A 22,082-nucleotide genomic window follows, 5' to 3' on the forward strand; every position below is an offset into this window, starting at 1 on the left:
CAGTGCAGGCAAGGCCGTTCCTCAGGGACGTTGAACGCCCAAGCCTGAATTTAAGAAATTGCGGCTCGCGGCGGACGAGCGGTGGCCCGGGGGGTGCCGCAAGCGTCCAAGGTGCGCCGACGATGCGGTGAGGCCCTTAGCCTTTTTGAGAGGAATGAGATGAGCGGGTCGGAATTCGAGCGCGAAAACATCGTGACAGAAACCCTGTCGGCGACCGCGGCTTCGAAACCGGCCGACATTGTGCGCGAGCATGACTGGCGCCCGCCGGCCGAGGGCCTGTACGACCTCGGCATGGAGAAGGATTCCTGCGGCGTCGGCTTCATCGCCAACATCAAGGGCCGGAAGTCGCATCAGATCGTCTCCGACGCGATCAGCATTCTCTGCAACCTCGAACATCGCGGCGCAGTCGGCGCCGATCCGCGCGCCGGCGACGGTGCCGGCATTCTGGTGCAGATCCCGCACGCGTTCTTCTCACGCAAGGCCGCCGAGCTCGGCTTCAAGCTGCCGGAGCCCGGCCACTACGCGATCGGCGCGCTGTTCATGCCGAAGGAGACGGCGTGGCGAAAGGTGATCCAGAGCATCATCGCCGAACAGATCAAGGAAGAGGGCCTCGTGCTGCTCGGCTGGCGCGATGTGCCGTCCGACAACGCCTCGCTCGGCGCCACCGTCAAGCCGACCGAACCCTACCACATGCAGGTCTTCATCGGCCGCAACGGCACGGCGAAGACCGAGGACGAGTTCGAGCGCAGGCTCTACATCCTGCGCAAGTCGATCTCGCAGGCGATCTACCAGCGTCGCGACCGCGGGCTCGCCGGCTATTACCCGGTCTCGCTGTCCTGCCGCACCGTGATCTATAAAGGCATGTTCCTCGCCGACCAGCTCGGCAAGTACTATCCCGACCTGCACCAAGAGGATTTCGAGAGCGCGCTGGCGCTGGTGCATCAACGCTTCTCGACCAACACCTTCCCGACCTGGTCGCTGGCGCATCCGTACCGGATGATCGCCCATAACGGCGAAATCAACACGCTGCGCGGCAACGTCAACTGGATGGCGGCGCGGCAGGCTTCCGTTCACTCGGAGCTCTACGGCAAGGACATCAGCCGCCTCTGGCCGATCTCCTACGAAGGCCAGAGCGACACCGCCTGCTTCGACAACGCACTCGAATTCCTGGTGCAGGGCGGCTACTCGCTGCCGCACGCGGTGATGATGATGATTCCGGAAGCTTGGGCCGGCAATCCCCTGATGGATGAGCAGCGCCGCGCTTTCTACGAATATCACGCCGCGCTGATGGAGCCGTGGGACGGCCCTGCCGCGATCGCCTTTACCGACGGCCGCCAGATCGGCGCCACGCTCGACCGCAACGGGCTCCGTCCGGCGCGCTATCTCGTCACCAAGGACGACCGCATCGTGATGGCGTCCGAAATGGGCGTGCTGAAGATCCCCGAGGATGAGATCGTCACCAAGTGGCGGCTGCAGCCGGGCAAGATGCTGCTGGTCGACCTCGAACAGGGGCGCCTCATTCCCGACGACGAGATCAAGGCGACGCTGGCCAAGAGCCACCCCTACAGCGACTGGCTGCATCGCACCCAGCTCGTGCTGGAGGAATTGCCCGATGCGCCCGTCAAGGGCATGCGTTCGAACCTGCCGCTGCTCGACCGGCAGCAGGCGTTCGGCTATTCGCAGGAAGACATCAACATCCTGATGACGCCGATGGCCGCGACCGGCGAGGAAGCCGCCGGCTCGATGGGCAACGACACGCCAATCTCGGCTCTGTCGGACCGGCCGAAGCCGCTGTTCACCTATTTCAAGCAGAATTTCGCGCAGGTCACCAACCCGCCGATCGACCCGATCCGCGAGGAACTCGTCATGAGCCTCGTCTCGATCATCGGGCCGCGGCCGAACCTGTTCGACCTGCAGGGCATGGCCTCGACCAAGCGGCTCGAGGTGCGCCAGCCGATCCTGACCGATGCGGACCTGGAGAAGATCCGCTCGATCACCGACGTCGCTGATACCCATTTCAAGTCGCGCACGCTCGACACCACCTTCCATGCCGGCTTCGGCGCCGCGGGAATGGAACAGGTGCTCGACGAACTCTGCGCGCGCGCCGAAGGCGCGGTACGCGAAGGCGTCAACATCATCATCCTGTCCGACCGCATGGCGGGCACGGACCGGATTCCGATCCCCTCGCTGCTCGCCTGCGCCGCCGTGCATCATCATCTGATCCGCACCGGCTTGCGCACCTCTGTCGGCATCGTCGTCGAATCCGGCGAGCCGCGCGAGGTGCATCATTTCGCGTGCCTCGCCGGCTACGGCGCCGAGGCGATCAATCCGTATCTGGCGTTCGAAACCATCATCGCGATGAAGGATCGCCTGCCCGGCGCGCTCGACGACTATGAAATCGTCAAGCGCTACATCAAGTCGATCGGCAAGGGCCTGTTGAAGGTGATGTCCAAGATGGGCATCTCGACTTACCAGTCCTATTGCGGCGCGCAGATTTTTGACGCCGTCGGGCTGAAGGCCGATTTCGTCGCGAAGTATTTTGCCGGCACCCACACCCGCATCGAGGGCGTGGGCCTGGTCGAAATCGCCGAGGAAACGGTGCGGCGCCATACGGACGCGTTCGGCGACGCGCAGGTTTACAAGACCGCGCTCGATGTCGGCGGCGAATACGCCTACCGCACCCGCGGCGAAGACCACGCATGGACCGCTGAATCCGTATCCGCGCTGCAGCATGCCGTGCGCGGCAACTCGCAGGAGCGCTATCGCGCGTTCGCCAAAATCCTCAACGAGCAATCGGAGCGGCTGCTGACGCTGCGCGGCCTGTTCCGGATCAAGACCGCCGAGGACGAGAAGCGCAAGCCGGTGAAGCTCGACCAGGTCGAGCCGGCCTCCGAAATCGTCAAGCGTTTCGCCACGGGTGCGATGAGCTTCGGCTCGATCTCGCGAGAGGCGCACACCACGCTCGCGATCGCGATGAACCGGATCGGCGGCAAGTCGAACACCGGCGAAGGTGGCGAAGAGGCCGATCGCTTCAAGCCGATGCCGAACGGCGATTCAATGCGCTCGGCGATCAAGCAGGTCGCCTCGGGCCGCTTCGGCGTGACGACGGAATATCTCGTCAACTCCGACATGATGCAGATCAAGATGGCCCAGGGCGCCAAGCCCGGCGAAGGTGGCCAGTTGCCGGGCCACAAGGTCGACGCGACGATCGCGCGCGTGCGGCATTCGACGCCCGGCGTCGGCCTGATCTCGCCGCCGCCGCATCACGACATCTATTCGATCGAGGATCTGGCGCAGCTCATCTACGACCTCAAGAACGTCAATCCGGACGGCCAGGTCTCGGTCAAGCTGGTCTCCGAAATCGGCGTCGGCACGGTGGCCGCGGGCGTTGCCAAGGCGCGCGCCGATCATGTCACCATCGCGGGCTTCGAGGGCGGCACTGGCGCCTCCCCCCTCACCTCGATCAAGCATGCCGGCAGCCCCTGGGAAATCGGCCTTGCCGAAACGCATCAGACGCTGGTGCGCGAGCGGCTGCGCAGCCGCATCGTGGTCCAGGTCGACGGCGGCTTCCGCACCGGGCGCGACGTCGTGATCGGCGCGCTCTTGGGCGCCGACGAGTTCGGCTTCGCCACCGCGCCACTGATCGCGGCCGGCTGCATCATGATGCGCAAGTGCCATCTCAACACCTGTCCGGTCGGCGTCGCGACCCAGGATCCGGTGCTGCGCAAGCGCTTCACCGGCCAGCCCGAGCACGTCATCAATTACTTCTTCTTCGTCGCCGAGGAAGTGCGCGAGATCATGGCGCAGCTCGGCTACAGGAAGTTCGACGAAATGGTCGGCCAGACCCAGATGCTCGACCAGTCCACGCTGGTGGCGCACTGGAAGGCCAAGGGGCTCGATTTCTCAAAACTCTTCGTCCGCCAGAAGGAGGAGAAGGGCCAGAAGATCTATCACGCCGAAGCTCAGAACCATCATCTGGAGAAGGTGCTCGACCGCCGCCTGATCGAGAAGGCGCAGGCTGCGCTCGACCGTGGCGCGCCGGTGAAAATCGAGGAGGAGATCAACAACACCGACCGCTCCGCCGGCGCGATGCTGTCCGGGGCGGTAGCGAAGATCTACGGCCATGCCGGGCTGCCGCATGACACCATTCATGTCAGCCTGAAGGGCACGGCAGGCCAGGCGTTCGGCGCGTGGCTGGCCAAGGGCGTCACCTTCGATCTCGAAGGCGAAGGCAACGACTATGTCGGCAAGGGCCTGTCGGGCGGCCGCATCGTCGTCAGGCCGCCGCGGAATTCCGGCATCGTGCCGGAAGAATCCATCATCGTCGGCAACACGGTGATGTACGGCGCGATCGAGGGCGAATGCTACTTCCGCGGCATCGCCGGCGAACGCTTTGCGGTGCGCAACTCCGGCGCGATCGCGGTCGTCGAAGGCGCCGGCGATCATTGCTGCGAATACATGACTGGCGGCATCGTCGTGGTGCTGGGCAAGACCGGCCGCAACTTCGCAGCCGGCATGTCCGGCGGCATCGCCTATGTGCTCGACGAGGCCGGCGACTTCGCAAAGCTCTGCAATATGGCGATGGTCGAACTGGAGCCGGTGCTCTCGGAAGAGATGATCAACCAGAACACCTATCACCACACCGGCGATCTCGAAGCGCATGGCCGGGTCGACGTGTTCCAGAACCTGCTCGACTCCGACGTGGAGCGGCTGCACGTGCTGATCACGCGCCACGCCAAGCTGACCGGCTCTAAGCGGGCCGCCGAGATCCTCGCGAACTGGAAGGGCTGGCTGCCGAAATTCCGCAAGGTGATGCCGGTGGAATACCGCCGCGCGCTGAAGGAATTGAAGGTCGACGCCGACGCCGAGCCGAAAATCGCGATCGGGGCTTAAACCTTAAACCCTCATGGTGAGGAGGCGCGAAGCGCCGTCTCGAACCGTGAGGCCAACACACGGGCCTTCATCCTTCGAGACGCGGCGCATGCCGCTCCTCAGGATGAGGGTCGAGCGAACAGACGAACGAGAGATGCAGGGGCATCAGGGTTTAATGGGCAAGATCACAGGTTTCCTCGAGATCGACCGGAACGAACGCAAGTATGCGCCGGTCGCCGAGCGGTTGAAGCATTATCGCGAATTCGTCATTCCGCTGAGCGAGAAGGACACCCGCGACCAGGCCGCGCGCTGCATGAACTGCGGCATCCCCTATTGCCACGGCACCGGCTCGGTGGCGCCGGGTACGCCGGGCTGCCCGGTCAATAACCAGATCCCCGATTTCAACGACCTCGTTTATCAGGGCAACTGGGAAGAAGCCTCGCGCAACTTGCACTCGACCAACAATTTCCCGGAGTTCACCGGCCGCATCTGCCCGGCGCCGTGCGAGGCATCCTGCACGCTGAACATCGACGACAACCCGGTCACCATCAAGACGATCGAATGCGCGATCGTCGACCGCGCCTGGGACAATGGCTGGCTGAAGCCGGAAGTCGCGCCGGCCAAGACCGGCAAGAAGGTCGCGGTCGTCGGCTCCGGACCTGCAGGCCTTGCGGCCGCGCAGCAGCTCGCGCGCGCCGGCCACGACGTCCACGTCTACGAGAAGTTCGCCAAGGCCGGCGGATTGCTTCGTTACGGCATTCCCGATTTCAAGATGGAAAAGCACATCATCGACCGCCGCGTGACGCAAATGGAGGCCGAGGGCGTGACGTTCCATTACGGCGTCCATATCGGCGGCACTTCACAAGGCGCGATCGATCCGCGCGAGCTGCTCAACCAGTATGACGCGGTAGCCTTGACCGGCGGCGCCGAAGCCGGCCGCGATCTGCCGATCCCCGGCCGTGATCTCGACGGCATCCATTTTGCGATGGACTTCCTGCCGCAGCAAAACCGCCGCGTCTCCTCCGAGCCGCTCGGCGACGTCAAGGATATCCTGGCCGGCGGCAAGCATGTCGTCGTGATCGGCGGTGGCGACACCGGCTCCGACTGCATCGGAACCTCGTTCCGGCAGGGTGCGAAGTCCGTAACTCAGCTCGAAATCATGCCGGCGCCACCCGAGCACGAGAACAAGGGTGTGACCTGGCCGAACTGGCCGTTGAAGATGCGGACCTCGTCGAGCCAGGCCGAGGGCGCGAGCCGCGAATTCGCCGTGCTGACGCAAAAATTCTCCGGTATCGACGGCAAGGTGCAAAAGCTGCATTGCGTGAAAGTCGACGACAAGTTCAAACCGATTGCGGGCACCGAATTCGAGCTCGAAGCGCAGCTCGTGCTGCTCGCCATGGGCTTCGTGCATCCGGTACACGAAGGCATGCTGAAGACGCTCGGCGTCGACCTCGACCAGCGCGGCAACGTCCGCGCCAACATGGCCGACTACAAGACCTCGCTGCCGAACGTCTTCTCCGCAGGCGACATGCGCCGCGGGCAATCGCTGGTGGTGTGGGCAATCCGCGAAGGCCGCCTGTGCGCGCGAGCGATCGATCAGTATCTGATGGGGACGACGACGCTCCCGCGCTAGGCTGCGCGTTACTCGACGTAACATCGGCCATCACGCAAGCTGTCATCACCCGCGAAGGCGGGTGATCCAGTATTCCAGAGACGTCCGTGAAATTCACATAAAGCCGCGGCGTACTGGATGCCCCGCCTGCGCGGGGCATGACAAGTGGAGGGCGGTGCGAGAGCAGCCCTCAGTTCTGCAATCTCACCCCCAGCATCACCACCGTCGACGCCGTGCTGTTCCCCGCCAGGTTCGAATCCAGCCAGTCGCGCCGCAGCGTACCCCTGAGCCAGACATTACGGTTCATCTTGTAGATGGCCTCGCCTGACACCGCGTAGATCTTGTCGCGCCTCGGATTGCCCTGATAGTCGAGCGAACCCCAGGTGAACTTGCCGATCGCGGTCAGCCAGCGGCGGAAGTCGTGGTCGACTTCGACGGTGTAGACATGCGTCAGGACGCCCGACGTGCCTGGCAGCGTGGTCTCCGTGATCGTGGTGTCGGAATAGAATTTTGCCGTCGTCAGCGGCGTTGCGGTCCAAACCAGCGAGGACGAGACGAGCAGGCCTTCCAGGCGATCGAGCCTCGGATCGACGTAGTCGCGCGCGGCATAGCCGACGGCGATTTCGCCGGTCAATAGCCGCGAGAATTCGAAGCTGGTGCCGCCCTTGACGTAGCCGCCACTGGAATCGCGCGCAAATCCGCTGCGGTCGAGCCTGACGTCATGCACGCGGCTGTCGCCCTGCACTTCCACGAACGGCTTTATGCCCGGCTTCAAATCATAGCTGACGCGGCCGACGCCGCCGTACTGGTTGAAGTTGCGGTCGTCGTTGGTCGTCGAAGTGCCATCGGTGAGCTTCGAATTGGTATAGTCGGTGCGGTCGACGGTGGCGCCGGCGGAAACCTGCAGCCGGTTGAAGCTCTGGTCGACGCCGATAGTGGTGCCCAGCGTGGTGTAGATCGGATATCTGGCAAGGCCAGCCTGCACGTTCGGGCTGCCGGGATTGTCCGTCGAGACGAACAAGCGTCCCTGCGCGGTCAGCCTGGTGTCGCGGCTGACGTCGAGCCGGCCGTCGACATGGCCGATGAAGTTGGGCCGGTCGACATCGAGCGGCGCCGACAGCGGCGTGCCGTCCGCGTTCGGCGTGAGATTGCTGCCGTAGCCGGTGAAGGAGCCGCGGAGATCGGCCACCAGCGCGTGGCGCTCCCAGTCGGAGACCGCCAAAAATTCCGGCGCGATCACATAGAACGGCTTGCCTTGCGCTGGGACGAGCCGGCCGGGATTAGTGTCGTAGCCGCTCGAGAATTCGACCGCGGATTTGATCAGGAAGCTGCCGGCGTAGTCGCCGACCGCGCCGAACGGATCGTCATCGATCCTGAGACGCTTGCGCGGCGGCTGTCCCACCACCGCTCCCGCCATCGCCGGCGGGATCGGGGTTTTGTGCGCTGATTCCGATGGGGGAATCGACAGCCGAAGCCGCGCGTTCGCCGCAATCGGCGGCGGCGGACTACCGGGTCCGACCGGCGGCTTCGGCTTCGCCTGCCCCGGATAGTATTTCGGTTTCTTGCGCTTGCGGTTGAGCGAATCGTAGCCGATGTCGGCTGCGCCGCTCGCGGCCGGCAGACCGTATTTCGGGATCTGTCCGATCCGCGACGGCGCGGGCTTGTCGCTCTCTTGCAGCTTCGGGCTGTTGAGAGGATCGTTCACCTCTGCCGCCGTCCGGCGCAGCGGCGAATCGGGCGGCAGCATCTGACTGGTGCGCCTTGAGCTGAACAGGTCCGGGGTGACGGTTTGCGCTCGCGCTGCGGTTCCGGTCAGGGCGATCAGCGCAAGGCACGGCAAGGCTGCGCGGAAGAGGCGCGCGCGGCCGTTCCGGCCCGATGCAGGCCCCGCCATCACGATAAAATATACCCCAACAAAAACAGACACTTGGTGGACGCACGCCGAACGCTCGCGGAACACGTCGTTAATGGAGTTAAAACAATTATGGTTAATGAGCCGTTGAGGGCGGCAGCCCGCGTCGCTTCCCCGGACAGCCCATGCTATGCAGGGGTTCGGGGCGCGAAGCCCTCCTTCCCTGGGGCAGACATGGCCAATCCGAATCCGCTGATGGTACAATCATCCGGCTCTGAACCCGCTGATGCCGCCGTCCTATCGGCGCTGCGCACGCTCGATGCCGAGGGCAGCGGCATCGCCGCGATCGCGGCGGCGCTGCAGTCCGACCTTCGCGCACCCTTTGTCGCCGCCGTCGATCTGATCCGGAACGCCAAGGGACGGCTGATCGTCACCGGGCTCGGCAAGTCGGGCCATATCGGCCGCAAGATCGCCGCGACCTTCGCCTCCACCGGCACGCCCGCCTTCTTCGTCCATGCGGCCGAAGCGAGCCATGGCGACCTCGGCATGATCACGCCGGACGATGTCATCCTGGCGCTATCGTGGTCCGGCGAGCAGCCGGAGATGAAGAATCTGATCACCTATGCCAAGCGCTTCCGCATTCCCGTGATCGCCATGACGGCGGAGCGCGAATCTTCCCTCGCCAAGGCGGCCGGCATCGCGCTGACGCTGCCGAAGGCGCGCGAGGCCTGCCCGCACAACCTCGCGCCGACCACCTCCTCCCTGATGATGCTGGCGCTCGGCGACGCGCTGGCGATCGCATTGCTGGAAGGCCGCGGCTTTACCTCGGTCGATTTCAGCGTGCTGCATCCCGGCGGCAAGCTCGGCGCGCTCCTCAAATACACCCGCGACCTCATGCATACCGGCGACGCGGTGCCGCTGAAGCCGCTCGGCACCAAGATGTCCGAGGCGCTGGTCGAGATGACGTCCAAGGGCTTTGGCTGTGTCGGTATTGTCGACGCACGCGGACACATCGTCGGCATCGTCACCGACGGCGATTTGCGCCGCCATATGGGGCCGCAGCTCATGTCGGCCACCGTCGACGAGGTGATGACGAGGAATCCGAAGACGATCGACCGCGACGTGCTGGCCGGCGAGGCGCTGGAGATCCTCAACTCCTCGAAGATCACGACACTGATCGTGACCGACGCCAATAAGCCGATCGGCATCGTGCACCTGCACGATTTCCTGCGCGCGGGCGTGGCGTAGGGTCCCCGTCGTTCCGGGGCACGCGAAGCGTGAACCCGGAACCTCGAGATTCCGGGTTCGATGCTACGCATCGCCCCGGAATGACGGTCGGAGCGGAAACCGCGCCGCGTTCTCCTCCAGCGGCAGCGCCAGTCCGTTCGCGAGATACGACACGGTGCGATAGAATCCGCACAGCAGGATGATCTCGAATATTTTCGCCTCGTCGTAGTGCGCCGACAGCGCCGCGAATTCGGCGTCATCAAGCGTGGCGCGCTCGTGCAGCGCATCGACCGCGGCGATCAGGGCCTGCTCGGCCGGCGACCAGCATGCGTCGGTGGCGGCGCCGAGCACGGTGGCGCGGACCTGCTCTTCCGTCAGATGCGCGGCTTCCGCGAACGTCGTGACATGCACGCCCCATTCGTACTCGCAGCCTGTTCGCGCGCAGGTGCGGTCGATGACGATCTCGCGTTCCCGTAAACTGAGCGGCCCGCGATCCAGCAGGCTGCCGTCGCGGAATTTCTCCCAGGCGCGCGCATTGCCGGCCATGACGCGAAACAGCACGAGCGGCGGCGCGCCGCGCATGATGCGGTCGAACTGCTCGGCAATGTCAGGTGCATAAGGCGGCTCAAGTGGCGCGATGCGCGGCATGGTTTGTGACACGGGCCAACTCCTTTGCTACTGATACAGTAGCAAAGCTACGCTTTTTGTAGCACAATGCAAGGAGGTGACGGGAAGCTAAGCCACCGCCACCGTCAGGCTGGCGCCATCGGCCTGCACCACCTTGACCCGGCTGCCGGCCGGCGCGTCGGGGCCTGCGACGCGCCAGATCGTGTCGTCGATCCGCACGGTGCCGGTGCCGTCGACGATCGGCTTTTCCAGCGTGAACTCGCGGCCGATAAGCGCCTTGGTCCGGTTGTTGAGAAACGGGTTGCTCAGGCTGCGGCTGCCCTCGCTGCGCGCAAAGTGCCGCCACGCCGGTACCGCGGCAACCGCGAATACCGCAAACATCAGGAGTTGCGTCTGCCAGGACGGGCTGATCGCAAACGACACGAGCCCGACCAATAGCGCCGCGAGCCCGAGCCAGAACATGAAGACACCCGGCGCGAGCAATTCCAGCGCCATCAGGACGAAGCCGAAGATCAGCCAATTCCAGGTGCCCAACGTCGAAAATATCTCGGCCATGACACGAACCTCTAATCAATCTTCCAGATCAAGCTCTTACCGCTGCGGCGTAACCGGCGGCGGGGTGGGACCGGTGTTCGGCACCGACGATGTCCGCCGTGCGGCGGCCGCAGCGGAAGCGGCACTTTCGCCGAACGTCGCCTTGGCGATCTCGCCGATGCCGGCGAGCGAGGACAGCACGCTGGTTGCTTCCAGCGGGATCATCAGGATCTTCTGGTTCGGCGAATCCGCGAACTGTCCGAACGCCTTGATGTACTTGTCGGCGATAAAATAGTTCAACGCTGCGACATCACCCTTGGCGATCGATTCGGAGACCATCTGCGTCGCCTTGGCTTCCGCCTCCGCCAGGCGCTCGCGCGCTTCGGCGTCGCGGAATGCGGCTTCGCGGCGGCCTTCGGCCTGCAAAATCTGACCCTGCTTGGCGCCTTCCGCGCGCAAAATTTCCGACTGGCGCTGGCCCTCGGCCTGCAGAATGTCGGCGCGCTTGACGCGCTCGGCCTTCATCTGCCGGCCCATCGCCTCGACCAGGTCGGCCGGCGGCACGATGTCCTTGATCTCGATGCGGTTGACCTTGAGCCCCCATGGCGAGACGGCCGCGTCGACCACGCGCAGCAACCGCTCGTTGATCTCGTCGCGATGCGACAGCACCTGGTCGAGATCCATCGAACCCATCACCGAGCGGATGTTGGTCATGGTCAAGACGATGATGGCCTGCTCGAGATTGGCGACCTCGTAGCTCGCTTTCGCGGCGTCGAACACCTGGAAGAAAGCGACGCCATCCACCGTCACGGTGGCGTTGTCCTTGGTGATCACCTCCTGCTCGGGAATGTTGATCACCTGCTCCATCATGTTCATCTTGCGGCCGACGCGGTCGAAATAGGGAATGATGAGGTTCAACCCCGGCGACAGCGTGCGGGTGTATTTGCCGAACCGCTCGATGGTCCAATCATAGCCCTGCGGCACCGTTTTGACGCCCGCGAACAATGTGGCAATGACAAGCAGAACAAAGGCAATCGCGAAAATGTCGAAGCCACTCATAAAGTCCCTCCAGGGCCGGCAAGGTACGTTGCCCGGCGCGATCTCTCATTTGTCTGCAACGGCGTAGGCCCGGTTCAGCCGGCTGTTCTCAGTTTATGGTTATATAGCTAGGGAATGGTTTGCGGGCCACCAGATGTTCTTGGGCCCGAACGGCGAGTTGGTTGTTGATGTGGTTAAATCCAGCCTTGAAGCTCGCGCAAAACGAGTTGGCGGATCACGTCCATGCCGGGCTCGCTGTCGTTCAGGCAGGGAATTGCGGAAAACTGCTCGCCGCCATTGTGCCTGAAGATCTCGGCGTTTTCCTGCGCAATCTCCTCCAGCGTCTCCAGGCAATCGGCGGCGAAGCCGGGCGTCACCACCACAATGCGTTTCACGCCGTCTTTCGCCAATTTTTCGATGGTCTTGTCGGTGTAGGGCTGCAGCCACTCGTCGCTGCCGAAGCGCGATTGAAATGTCAGGACCAGTTTGGAGGCATCAAGGCCTAACCGCTTGCGCAAGCTTTCCGTCGTTGCGACGCACTGCGTGTAATAGGGATCGCCCTTGTCGACATATTTCTGCGGCATGCCGTGAAACGACGCCACGATCAGTTCGGGCTGGAATGGCAGGGCCGCCAGATGTTCTGACATCGAGACGGCGAGCGCTTCGATGTAATCGGGATTGTCATAGTAAGGCGGGCTCACCCGCAGCGTCGGCTGCGCGCGCATGTCGGCGAGCGCGCGAAACACCTCGTCGCAGACCGTCGCCGAGGTCGCCGCGGAATATTGCGGATAGAGCGGCACCACCAGCAGGCGATCGCAGCCTTGCGCAGCCAGGGCATCGATGCGCGAGCGGATCGACGGATTGCCATAGCGCATCGCCCAATCGACCACGACGTGCTCGCGATCGGCGATCGCCGCCGCGAGCTTGTCGGCCTGCGACCGTGTGATGGTCTTGAGCGGGGATTCGCCTCTCTCGGCGTTCCAGATCTTCTGGTAGTCGCGCGCCTTTCGACTGGGACGCACCCGCAGAATGATGCCGTTGAGGATCGCTTTCCAGACGAGGCCCTGATCCTCGATCACGCGGGGGTCGGAGAGGAATTCCTTCAGATAGACCCGCACCCCCTGGGCATCGGCGGTATCGGGCGTGCCGAGATTGACCAGCAGTACGCCGATGCGTTGCGGCTGGATTGCCGGTGCCGTTGCATTTCTGGGGGGAACGACCGCGGTCATGATTTCGATGGCTTCGCGCGTTGCACCATCCTTGTCAAGATAACCGCCGGTTCGCTACGCTTCCCAAATGGCGGCTGGGCGCGCGTGCGCGGGGAGGAACCATGACGATCGCCGAATGGTGCGTTTTCGGAACGCTGCTGCTGTATCTGCTGACGATCGCATCGGTCAAATGGGCCGCCTACGGCCGTTTCGACAATGCCAAGCCGCGCGATCCCGCCTTCTACCAGGACCCGATCCGCGCCCGCGCACTTGGCGCGCATCAAAACGGCATCGAGGCCTTTCCGTTCTTTGCAGTCGCTGTGCTGCTGGCGGAGTTTCGGCTCGGGCCGCAGCGCCTGATCGACGAACTCGCGATTCTCTTCGTGATCGTGCGGATCGCCTATGTCTTCACCTATCTCGGCAACCGCCCAACGCTGCGCTCGATTCTCTGGACCCTCGGGTTCGCGATCAACATCGCAATTTTCTTTCTGCCGGCGATCAAGGGATATTTGCCGGTGTAGGGTGGGACTGGCCGTCATGCTGTGCGCTTTCACCGTCATTGCGAGCGGAGCGAAGCAATCCACACCTCAGCTCGGGGATAGATGGATTGCTTCGCTGCGCTCGCAATGACGGGGAGATAGCGACGCAATACTCGACTGTCATCCCCGCCAACGGGTCGCGCGAATGCGCGCCCGAATGACAGGCTCCGGCGGGGATCCAGTAATCCGCGGCTTCTCGGTTCAATCATTGACGTCTCTGGATACTGGGTCACCCGCCTTCGCGGGTGACGACGACCGAATATGAATTCGCGATCTCGCGGCGCAGTGCGTCCGAGGTTTGCTCTCCACTTCCCGCCCTCTTGATCAGAGGGCGCAGGGAAGACCGGGTGCTTGCCGCACCCGCGGTCTCGTGTGCAATTGCGCATAGCAAAAGCGCACACGAGCATACAGGTACAGCGGGAGCATCCCGGCCTTCCCTGCGCAATGGCTTTACGGCTTACTTCGTGCTCTCCCCGGCGAACGGCTCTTTTGCCACCGTCGCCCCCGAGAAGCTTCGCTTCTTGAGGACTTAATGCCAGCACCGCGACATCAGGACCACACGACTTCGCCGTACGCTTCAGGCGCCTACGCCTTGCGCATTCCGCGTCCATCGCATCTCACCGCACGTTCGTGACGATCGCGAGCGCCCCTCAATGGGTGAGACGGGCGGAAATATGCGACTGATTTGCCTCTCGCGTGAAGCGGAATATTTTCGATTCTTTCTGTTTCTTGGGCTTGACACTATTTCTGAAAATCAGAAGTGATTTGCGCATCGTGTTACCTTGCCAGTTCGTAGGGTGGACAAAGCGCAAGCGTGCCCACCATCAAGCAGCGAGTTCGATGATAGAGGGTGGGCACGTCGCTAGCGCTCCTTTGCCCACCCTACGAGATTTGCACCCGTGCTATCCACGTCATTGCAAGCGAAGCGAAGCAATCCATGCTTCAGCAAGCGCCGCCATGGATTGCTTCGTCGCTTCGCTCCTCGCAATGACGTGGATAGATTCGATACGACGGAAGCGAACAGCTCATCAGCCCAAATGCCGCTCCCGCGTCGCGATCAGGTCGCGGATCGCTTTCGATATCGGGACCGGGCGATGGGTTTGCTGATCGGTGTTGACCCAGACGATCTCGCCGGTCACGAGCGCGTCACCGCCACCTTTCCGAAAAATCGCGAGTTCGAAGGTGAGGCTCGAATTACCGATCCGCGCCACCCGCGCGCCGACGTCGAGCTCCCAGTCGAACCGGACCGGCGCCTTGTATTCGATGACGGATCTGACGACGTGGAAATCGACGCCGGATTTCCTGGCGTCGGCATATTGGTCATAGCCGAGCGCGCGAAAATATTCTGATATGGTGGTGTCGAAATAGGTCAGGTAGTGCGCGTTGAAGACGACGCCCTGGCCGTCGATTTCGGAATAGCGCACCCGGAACGGGTGAAAGAACCAGAATTGCTCGCGTGACATGGGATTCCCGGCTTTGCGTGTTCAGCCGCCTGCATAGCGCAGCGGGCTGGCTTCATAAAGCCGGGGCTCCGTGCTCTCGGTCGTCATTCCGGGATGGTCCGAAGGACCAGACCCGGAATCTCGAGATTCTCTGGTGCGCAATTGCGCACCATAGTTCGTGCTTCGCACGCCCCGGAATGACGGCGTAGAAGTTAGAGACACGTCGCGCGTTCGGCGGCGAGATAGCCGAACAACAGGCCGAGGCCGAACAGCAGCACCAGGCCGGCGGCGCCGAATTCGATGCCGCGCATGATCAGCGCGCCGCCGCCCTCGCGCCCGGCGCTCAGCCGCTTTGCCAGGCCCTTCGCCGATACGGCGATCACGGCGATGGCGGCGACCGTGATCGCGGTCCCGAGACCCATCACGAAGGTCGCGGCGATGCCGGCCAGGAACAGACCCTGCGCCAGCGAGAATACCAGCACCAGGATAGCACCCGAGCACGGCCGCATGCCCACGGCAAAGATCGTCCCCAAGCCGCGCCGCCAGCCGCCGGGACCGGCGAGTTGGTCCGGTGTCGGCCCGTGCGAATGGCCGCAATGCTCGTCATGAACATGGGCATGGCCGTGATCATGGTCATGACCATCGCCGTGATGATCGCCGCGATCATGATGATAATGATGGGCGTGGCCGTGGTCGTGGGCCGTGGCCGACGCCATCGCCAGCTCCGGCTTTGCCTGCAGCGCGCGCATAAAGCCGCCGCCCTTGGTCCAGACCAGCCGGGCGCCGAGCGCCGCGATCAGCGCGTAGCTGACGATCTCGATCGCCTTCTCCGCAGAGCACATCGTCTTGGCGGTGGAAGAGAGCAGCCAGGCGAAGACGGCCACGATCGCGACCGCCACCAGCGCCTGCAAGAACGCCGAGGCGAACGACAGCACGATGCCACGCCGCGCCGTTTCCTCATTGGCGACAAGATAGGACGAGATCACGGCCTTGCCGTGGCCGGGGCCGGCGGCATGAAAAATGCCGTAAGCAAAGGAGATTCCAAGCAGCGTCCAGACCGCGCTGCCGTCCGATTTCGCCGCGCGGATGGTGGCGGACATTTCGCGGTAGAATTCGGATTGCTTGGCCAAAATCCATCCGATCACGCCGCCGACCTGCGGCTCGGCCGCCGGACGTGGACCACCGAACGGATTCTGCGCCATCAGCGCATGCAAGGCAGCATCGAAAATCACGACGGCCGTGATCGCCGCGGCCGTCATTGCGATACCCCGCGCGAGGCCCATGGGGAGCATCCGCCTCACGGACAGTTCACCGTGATCTTGTTGGCGAACATCGCGCCATAGTTGGAATTGTCGCCGTTCAAGAAGTTCTGCTCGTTCAGGCGCTGGGTGTTGGCGGTCTGGTCGTTCGGCCGCTGGAATTGCATCTGGCAGGCGGCGGGCGCACCGATCAGCTTGATGGGGTCCTTGTCGTCGAACGTGAAGTCGATGAAGTAGGAGGGATCGAACACCTCCAGCGCCACCTGCTTGGAGGTCGCCGGCGCCTTCAGCGGCAGCACGAAATGCAGCGTCAGCGCGCTGTCCTTGTATTCGAGATAATAGTCGACCGGCTCCTCGAATTTCGTCTTCTTGCCGTCGGCTTTGGCGAAGGTGAAATAGGCGAAGTCCTTCAGCGACTCGACATTGGTCTGTGCCAGCGGCGCCAGTTCCTCGCGGGTATAGACGCCCTTGGTCTTGGTCGCGACACCCTGCAGCGCGTAGGTCGAGAACATGTCATCGAACGTCCAGGCGTGACGCACACCCGTCATCGCGCCGTCGGGCGCGTAGACCACCTCGCTCCTGGCGGTGATCCAGACATGGGGATGGGCCTCGGCCGCGGCTGTGCTGAGCGAAAACGCGACGATCACGCCCAACAATCCGAACAGCACACGCAAGATGTCGTCCCTGCGAACGCAGGGACCCATACGCCGCGCTCTCTCTTTTTGGCAGTGTGGCAAAGGCTGTTCCTTTACGACGAATATCCGGGGTTATGGGTCCCTGCGTTCGCAGGGACGACGGAGAAGGTCGCGCGCATCCTCAAGCCGCCGGCGTTGCTTCGAGCAGTCCGCGACGGCGCAGCAGCGCGTCGGCCTCCGGCTCGCGGCCGCGGAAGGCGACATAGGCGTCCTCGGGGTCGCGCGAGCCGCCCGACGAATAGATGTCGTCGTGCAGGCGTTTTGCCACCGCGGGATCGAAGATATCGCCGGCCTCCTCGAACGCGCCGAAGGCGTCGGCATCCATCACTTCCGACCACATGTAGCTGTAGTAGCCCGATGCGTAGTGATCGCCGGAGAAGATGTGGCCGAATTGGGTCGGCCGGTGCCGTAGCGCAATTTCGGCGGGCATGCCGATCTTCTCCAGCTCCGCCTTTTCGAACGCAGCCACGTCGCGGCTGGCGGCGGCCGGCTGGGTATGGAATTCGAGATCGACCAGCGCCGAGGAGACGAACTCCACGGTGGCAAAGCCCTGGTTGAATTTTCGCGCGGCGAGGAAGCGCTGCAGCAGGTCGTCCGGCAGCGGCTCGCCGGTCTGGTAGTGCCTGGCGAACTGCCGCAGCACCTGCGGCTGCTCCTGCCAATGCTCGTAGAGCTGCGAGGGCAGCTCGACGAAATCGGTGAACACCGATGTCCCCGACAGCGAGGGATAAGTCACATTGGACAGCATGCCGTGCAGGCCGTGGCCGAACTCGTGGAACAGGGTGCGCGCGTCGTCCGGCGACAGCAGCGACGGCTGGCCGTCCGCGCCCTTGGCGAAATTGCAGACATTGATGATCAGCGGGGCGACGTCGACGTCGAGCTTCTGCTGGTCGCGCAGCGAGGTCATCCAGGCGCCGGAGCGCTTTGAGGGCCTGGCGAAATAATCGCCATAGAACAGCGCCTTGTGCTTGCCGGCGGCGTCCTTGACCTCCCAGACCCGGACATCCGGATGCCAGACCGGAATGTCCTTGCGCTCGGAGAAGGTGATCCCGAACAGGCGGGTGGCGCAGTCGAAGGCGGCCTCGATCATGTGATCGAGCACCAGATAGGGCTTTATCGCCGCGTCGTCGAAATCGGCCCGCCGCTGCCGCAGCTTTTCGGCGTAGTAGCGCCAGTCCCACGGGGCGAGCGCGAAGTTGCCGCCCTCCTCCGCGATCAGCGCCTGCAGCGCGTCGCGGTCGGCGAGCGCCCGCTCCCGGGCCGGCTTCCAGACCCGCTCCAGGAGGCTGCGCACCGCCTCAGGCGTCTTGGCCATGGAATCCTCCAGCCGGTAGGCGGCGTAGGTCGGAAAGCCCATGATCTTGGCGGCCTCCTCGCGGAGCGCGAGGATCTCGACGATGGTGGCGTTGTTGTCGTTGGCGTTGCCATTGTCGCCCCGCGCGGTGAAGGCCTTGAAGACCTTCTCGCGCAGGTCGCGGCGGGAGGAGCTCTTCAGGAACGGCTCGACCGAGGAGCGCGACAGCGTCACAATCGCCTTGCCCGCCATGCCGCGCTCTTCAGCGGCGGCCTTGGCCGCGGCGACGAAGGCCTCGGGAAGGCCGGCACGATCGTCGTCCTCGCCGAGCTCCATGAACCAGTCCTGCTCGTCGCCGAGCAGATGGTGGCTGAACGAGGTGCCGAGCTGGGCCAGCCGCTCGTTGATCTCGGCCCGGCGCTTCTTGGCGACCTCGTCGAGGCCGGCGCCGGCGCGGTAGAAGTTGGTGTAGGTGCGCTCCAGGAGCCGCATCTGTTCGCCGGTCAGGCCGAGCGTGGCGCGGTTCTCGTGCAGCAGCGCGATACGGCCGAACAGCACCGCGTTCATCATGATCGGGTTCCAGTGCCGCGCCATGCGCAAGGAGACTTCGTTGTCGATCTCCAGGATCGCCGGATTGGAATGCGCCGAGACCAGATCGTAGAACACGGCAGCGACCTTCGCGAGCAGCTTGCCCGAGCGCTCCAGCGCCGTGATGGTGTTGGCGAAGTCCGGCACCGTGGGATCATGGGTGATCGCCGCGATCTCGGCGGCGTGATCGGCAAAGGCCTGCTCGAAGGCGGGCAGGAAGTGTTCCGGCTGGATCTCGCTGAAGGGCGGTGTCTCGAACGGCGTCTGCCACGGCCGGAGCAGCGGGTTTTCGCCAGCTTCCGAAGGGGCCGCCGTCTGCAGGGTTTCTGACATCACAATTCCCGTTTTTGCCTCGTTTTCTTGGGCTGAAACCGGTACCGATTTCGCTCGAAAACGCTCCAGAAGATGCGGCAATCTATAGCACGCGATGCGGCATTTTTGGGCCTTTTGCGCTTGATAGCGAGGGCCTTTTCGGAGAGATTGCGCCCCCATAACAGGACCTTTTTCATGAGCCCACAGCCCGCCTCCACATCCTCCCGCCAGATCGTCTGGCCGAGCGTCATCACCGTCATTTCGGCAGCGATCCTGATCGGCGCGGAAGTGTTCGGCGCGGCGTTTGCCGGCGGCTGGGCGCTCGCGATCCTGTTCGGCCTCGACGACACCAGCGCGCACATCCTCCAGGCGGTGCTGTTCGGCATCGGCGTGATGATCATGGTGGCGTTCATCCGCGGCGCACAGCGCATCGAGCCGTTCTTCAAGCGCGCCTGACGCGCGTTCAAGAAAGCGCTGCGGCACAGGCGCTAAAGCGTTCATCGCCTGTCCAAGAAAATCTTAACTTCCATTCATGTTTGTCGTGAGCCGTGACGCTGCGAACGCTTTCGTAAGCACACGTCGGGGAAATTTGTCCCCAGCCTAAAAAAATTCTTGCGCAGCAGAATCAAAAGTCTTATTTCCAGCCTTGCCCAATTTCGCACGTGCCTGTGGTCGTGTGTCAGTCGGTAGGTATCCGGACAAGAGGCCGGACAGCCGCCAAGGGATGAAGAACCGAGGGTCGCTCCTGTTCGAGTGGCCAGCATCTCTCTCAAGAGATGCCGTTGAAGGTCCCTCCATCCTTTGCAACCGTGACTGGCAGCCGGAGGCGAACCGGCGCACCCCGCTCTCAACGGGGGACGCGACTTAAAGCAACGACGGATCGGGCTTTTTTGGTCTCTACCGGCATTCCACCGCCGGCGCGGGCTACTGAAAAGGCTTGTCCTTCATTGCCAGGTGAGCGGGCGGGAAAATTCCCAACCAATCCACGGCAGCACAATTCGGTTCTTGAGTTCGAGGCTTCGTCGCGTCTCCATCGTGCGGCAACGCCAGAGCACTCACGTCCGAGATCAAATTTGAACGGGTCCTTGTCGCAAAGGCCGTTTGGAGGGTGCTATGACCGAACGTATTCAGGAATTCCTGCGTAACCGCCGCAGCGAGGGCCAGGACACCGAGCCGTGCCTCGTCGTCGACCTCGAAGTCGTGCGCGACAATTACCAGACCTTTGCCAAGGCGCTGCCCGACAGCCGCGTGTTCTACGCGGTGAAGGCCAATCCGGCCCCCGAAGTGCTGTCGCTGCTCGCCTCCATGGGCTCCTGCTTCGACACCGCAACCGTTGCCGAAATCGAAATGGCGATGGCTGCCGGTGCGACGCCGGACCGCATCTCCTTTGGCAACACGATCAAGAAGGAGCGCGACATCGCGCGCGCCTTCGCGCTCGGCATTCGCCTGTTCGCGGTCGACTGCGCCGCCGAAGTCGAGAAGATCGCGCGTGCCGCTCCCGGCGCAAAAGTGTTCTGCCGCATCCTCTATGACTGCGCCGGCGCCGAATGGCCGCTGTCGCGGAAGTTCGGCTGCGACCCGGAGATGGCGGTCGAGGTGCTCGACCTCGCCAAGCGTCTGGGGCTGGAGCCGGTCGGCATCTCGTTCCATGTCGGCTCGCAGCAGCGCAAGGTGAAGGCGTGGGACCGCGCGCTGGCGATGGCCTCGACGGTGTTCCGGGACTGCGCAGAGCGCGGGATCAACCTGTCCATGGTCAACATGGGCGGTGGCTTCCCGACCAAGTACCTCAAGGACGTTCCTCCGGTCCTGCAATACGGCCGGTCGATCTTCCGTGCGCTGCGCAAGCACTTCGGCAACCAGATCCCGGAGACCATCATCGAGCCGGGCCGCGGCATGGTCGGCAACGCCGGCATCATCGAGACCGAAGTCGTCCTGATCTCCAGGAAGAGCGACGAGGATGAGGTGCGCTGGGTGTATCTCGACATCGGCAAGTTCGGCGGTCTCGCCGAGACGATGGACGAGTCGATCCGCTACGCCATCCGCACGCCGCATGACGGCGCGGAGATGACGCCGTGCGTGCTCGCAGGACCGACCTGCGATAGCGCCGACGTGCTGTACGAGAAGATGCCGTACCCGCTTCCGGTGACGCTCGAGATCGGCGACAAGCTGCTGATCGAAGGCACCGGTGCCTATACGTCGACCTACTCGTCGGTGGCGTTCAACGGCATCCCGCCGCTCAGGACGTACCACATCTGACGCCTCGTTAGAGGCTCGAATAGCGGGAGCCGGTGCGACGGCTCCCTCCCCGTCATTTGCGAATTTTTGACAACGCTTTGCGCGGCAAGCTTGCCGTTGCGAGCGGGGACTGACGTGCCATGACTGCTTTGCGGAAGACCACTCAAGCCCTCATCTCCGATGCCGCTCCGTTCGCGATCCGTGCGGAGCGGGCCTCGGACGTCACGGCGCGTGAAGCGCTGCTGGATGCCTGCTTTGGCGACAACCGCCATATGCGCGCCTGCCAGCGCCTGCGCGACGGACGCACGCCCGCCGAAGGCCTCAGCCTTTCGGCCGTGAGCAAGGGCCGGCTGGTCGGGACCGTTCGGTTGTGGCACGTCAGCGCTGGGGGCATCCCGGCGCTCATGCTCGGCCCGCTGGCGGTGGAGGCTTCCTCCCGCCAGCTCGGGGTCGGGGCTGCGCTGATGGACCACGCGCTCGCGGCGGCGAAGGCGCGTGGCCATCGCGCGGTAGTCCTGCTGGGCGATGCGCCATACTACGGCCGCTTCGGCTTCTCGGCCGCGAAGACCGGCGAGCTGGCGCTGCCGGGCGCCTTCGAGCGCGACCGCCTGCTCGGCCTGGAGTTTTGCGAAGGCGCGCTCGACGGCGCCTGCGGCATGATCGTTCCGACCGGTGCACGCTTGACGAAAACAAAGGCAGTGCGGGCCAGGAAGACGAAGGCCTTGCTCCTGCCGCGCGTGGCCTGAAA

At 63.8% G+C, this 22,082-nt stretch carries 16 protein-coding genes; 7 read left to right on the top strand and 9 right to left on the bottom strand.

Annotated elements, in window-relative coordinates:
* The first annotated feature begins 159 nt into the window (after positions 1-159).
* Both gltB and LMTR3_RS03575 read left to right on the top strand, forming a co-directional pair.
* The gene (gene gltB / locus LMTR3_RS03570; RefSeq protein ID WP_065743718.1) at positions 160-4,893 is read left to right on the top strand and encodes a glutamate synthase large subunit; all 4,734 of its coding nucleotides are present in this window, start codon (positions 160-162) and stop codon (positions 4,891-4,893) included.
* Positions 4,894-5,047: 154 nt separating this feature from the next.
* Complete coding sequence (locus LMTR3_RS03575) at positions 5,048-6,505, top strand: glutamate synthase subunit beta (RefSeq protein WP_065743719.1); 1,458 nt, start codon at positions 5,048-5,050, stop codon at positions 6,503-6,505.
* A 169-nt stretch (positions 6,506-6,674) separates the two neighbouring features.
* Here the strand turns inward: LMTR3_RS03575 and LMTR3_RS03580 are convergent, their stop codons facing one another.
* Complete coding sequence (locus LMTR3_RS03580; protein ID WP_065743720.1) at positions 6,675-8,378, bottom strand: outer membrane beta-barrel protein; 1,704 nt, start codon at positions 8,376-8,378, stop codon at positions 6,675-6,677.
* A gap of 192 nt (positions 8,379-8,570) precedes the next feature.
* Here LMTR3_RS03580 and LMTR3_RS03585 point away from each other — a divergent pair, with 192 nt between their 5' ends.
* Positions 8,571-9,584, top strand: coding sequence for a KpsF/GutQ family sugar-phosphate isomerase (locus tag LMTR3_RS03585; RefSeq protein ID WP_065743721.1), 1,014 nt, complete (start codon positions 8,571-8,573; stop codon positions 9,582-9,584).
* A 63-nt stretch (positions 9,585-9,647) separates the two neighbouring features.
* On the opposite strand, the gene LMTR3_RS03590 is transcribed toward LMTR3_RS03585, so the two are convergent.
* From LMTR3_RS03590 to hemH, 4 genes are all read right to left on the bottom strand, one after another.
* Positions 9,648-10,223, bottom strand: coding sequence for a carboxymuconolactone decarboxylase family protein (locus LMTR3_RS03590; protein WP_141686455.1), 576 nt, complete (start codon positions 10,221-10,223; stop codon positions 9,648-9,650).
* Positions 10,224-10,298: 75 nt separating this feature from the next.
* Positions 10,299-10,745: an NfeD family protein gene (locus tag LMTR3_RS03595; RefSeq protein WP_065743723.1), complete on the bottom strand. Its 447-nt coding sequence runs from the start codon at positions 10,743-10,745 to the stop codon at positions 10,299-10,301.
* A 36-nt stretch (positions 10,746-10,781) separates the two neighbouring features.
* Entirely contained in the window at positions 10,782-11,783 is a 1,002-nt protein-coding gene (locus tag LMTR3_RS03600) for an SPFH domain-containing protein (RefSeq protein WP_065743724.1), read from the bottom strand.
* A gap of 173 nt (positions 11,784-11,956) precedes the next feature.
* Entirely contained in the window at positions 11,957-12,991 is a 1,035-nt protein-coding gene (hemH, locus tag LMTR3_RS03605; RefSeq protein ID WP_065743725.1) for a ferrochelatase, read from the bottom strand.
* 101 nt (positions 12,992-13,092) lie between these two features.
* Here hemH and LMTR3_RS03610 point away from each other — a divergent pair, with 101 nt between their 5' ends.
* Positions 13,093-13,491, top strand: coding sequence for an MAPEG family protein (locus tag LMTR3_RS03610; RefSeq protein WP_065743726.1), 399 nt, complete (start codon positions 13,093-13,095; stop codon positions 13,489-13,491).
* A gap of 1,046 nt (positions 13,492-14,537) precedes the next feature.
* On the opposite strand, the gene LMTR3_RS03615 is transcribed toward LMTR3_RS03610, so the two are convergent.
* From LMTR3_RS03615 to LMTR3_RS03630, 4 genes are all read right to left on the bottom strand, one after another.
* Complete coding sequence (locus tag LMTR3_RS03615; RefSeq protein ID WP_065743727.1) at positions 14,538-14,972, bottom strand: acyl-CoA thioesterase; 435 nt, start codon at positions 14,970-14,972, stop codon at positions 14,538-14,540.
* A gap of 191 nt (positions 14,973-15,163) precedes the next feature.
* Positions 15,164-16,234, bottom strand: coding sequence for a nickel/cobalt transporter (locus LMTR3_RS03620; protein WP_245319728.1), 1,071 nt, complete (start codon positions 16,232-16,234; stop codon positions 15,164-15,166).
* A 14-nt stretch (positions 16,235-16,248) separates the two neighbouring features.
* Positions 16,249-16,914 carry a DUF1007 family protein gene (locus tag LMTR3_RS03625; protein WP_065743729.1) on the bottom strand — a complete coding sequence of 222 codons (666 nt, stop codon included), beginning with the start codon at positions 16,912-16,914 and terminating at the stop codon, positions 16,249-16,251.
* Between the two features lie 112 nt (positions 16,915-17,026).
* Positions 17,027-19,120, bottom strand: coding sequence for a M3 family metallopeptidase (locus LMTR3_RS03630; RefSeq protein WP_065743730.1), 2,094 nt, complete (start codon positions 19,118-19,120; stop codon positions 17,027-17,029).
* Between the two features lie 174 nt (positions 19,121-19,294).
* On the opposite strand from LMTR3_RS03630, the gene LMTR3_RS03635 reads away from it, so the two are divergent.
* The 3 genes from LMTR3_RS03635 to LMTR3_RS03645 all read left to right on the top strand — a co-directional run bounded on the left by LMTR3_RS03635 (position 19,295) and on the right by LMTR3_RS03645 (position 22,080).
* The gene (locus LMTR3_RS03635) at positions 19,295-19,555 is read left to right on the top strand and encodes a hypothetical protein (RefSeq protein WP_065743731.1); all 261 of its coding nucleotides are present in this window, start codon (positions 19,295-19,297) and stop codon (positions 19,553-19,555) included.
* A 657-nt stretch (positions 19,556-20,212) separates the two neighbouring features.
* A complete protein-coding gene (locus LMTR3_RS03640; RefSeq protein WP_065743732.1) occupies positions 20,213-21,355 on the top strand; it encodes a type III PLP-dependent enzyme in 1,143 nt (380 codons plus the stop codon).
* Positions 21,356-21,474: 119 nt separating this feature from the next.
* Positions 21,475-22,080, top strand: a complete 606-nt coding sequence (locus LMTR3_RS03645) for a GNAT family N-acetyltransferase (RefSeq protein ID WP_065743733.1) — start codon at positions 21,475-21,477, stop codon at positions 22,078-22,080.
* Positions 22,081-22,082 lie beyond the last annotated feature (2 nt).

This window comes from Bradyrhizobium sp. LMTR 3, assembly GCF_001693485.1.
In the GTDB taxonomy this organism is placed as follows: Bacteria; Pseudomonadota; Alphaproteobacteria; order Rhizobiales; family Xanthobacteraceae; genus Bradyrhizobium.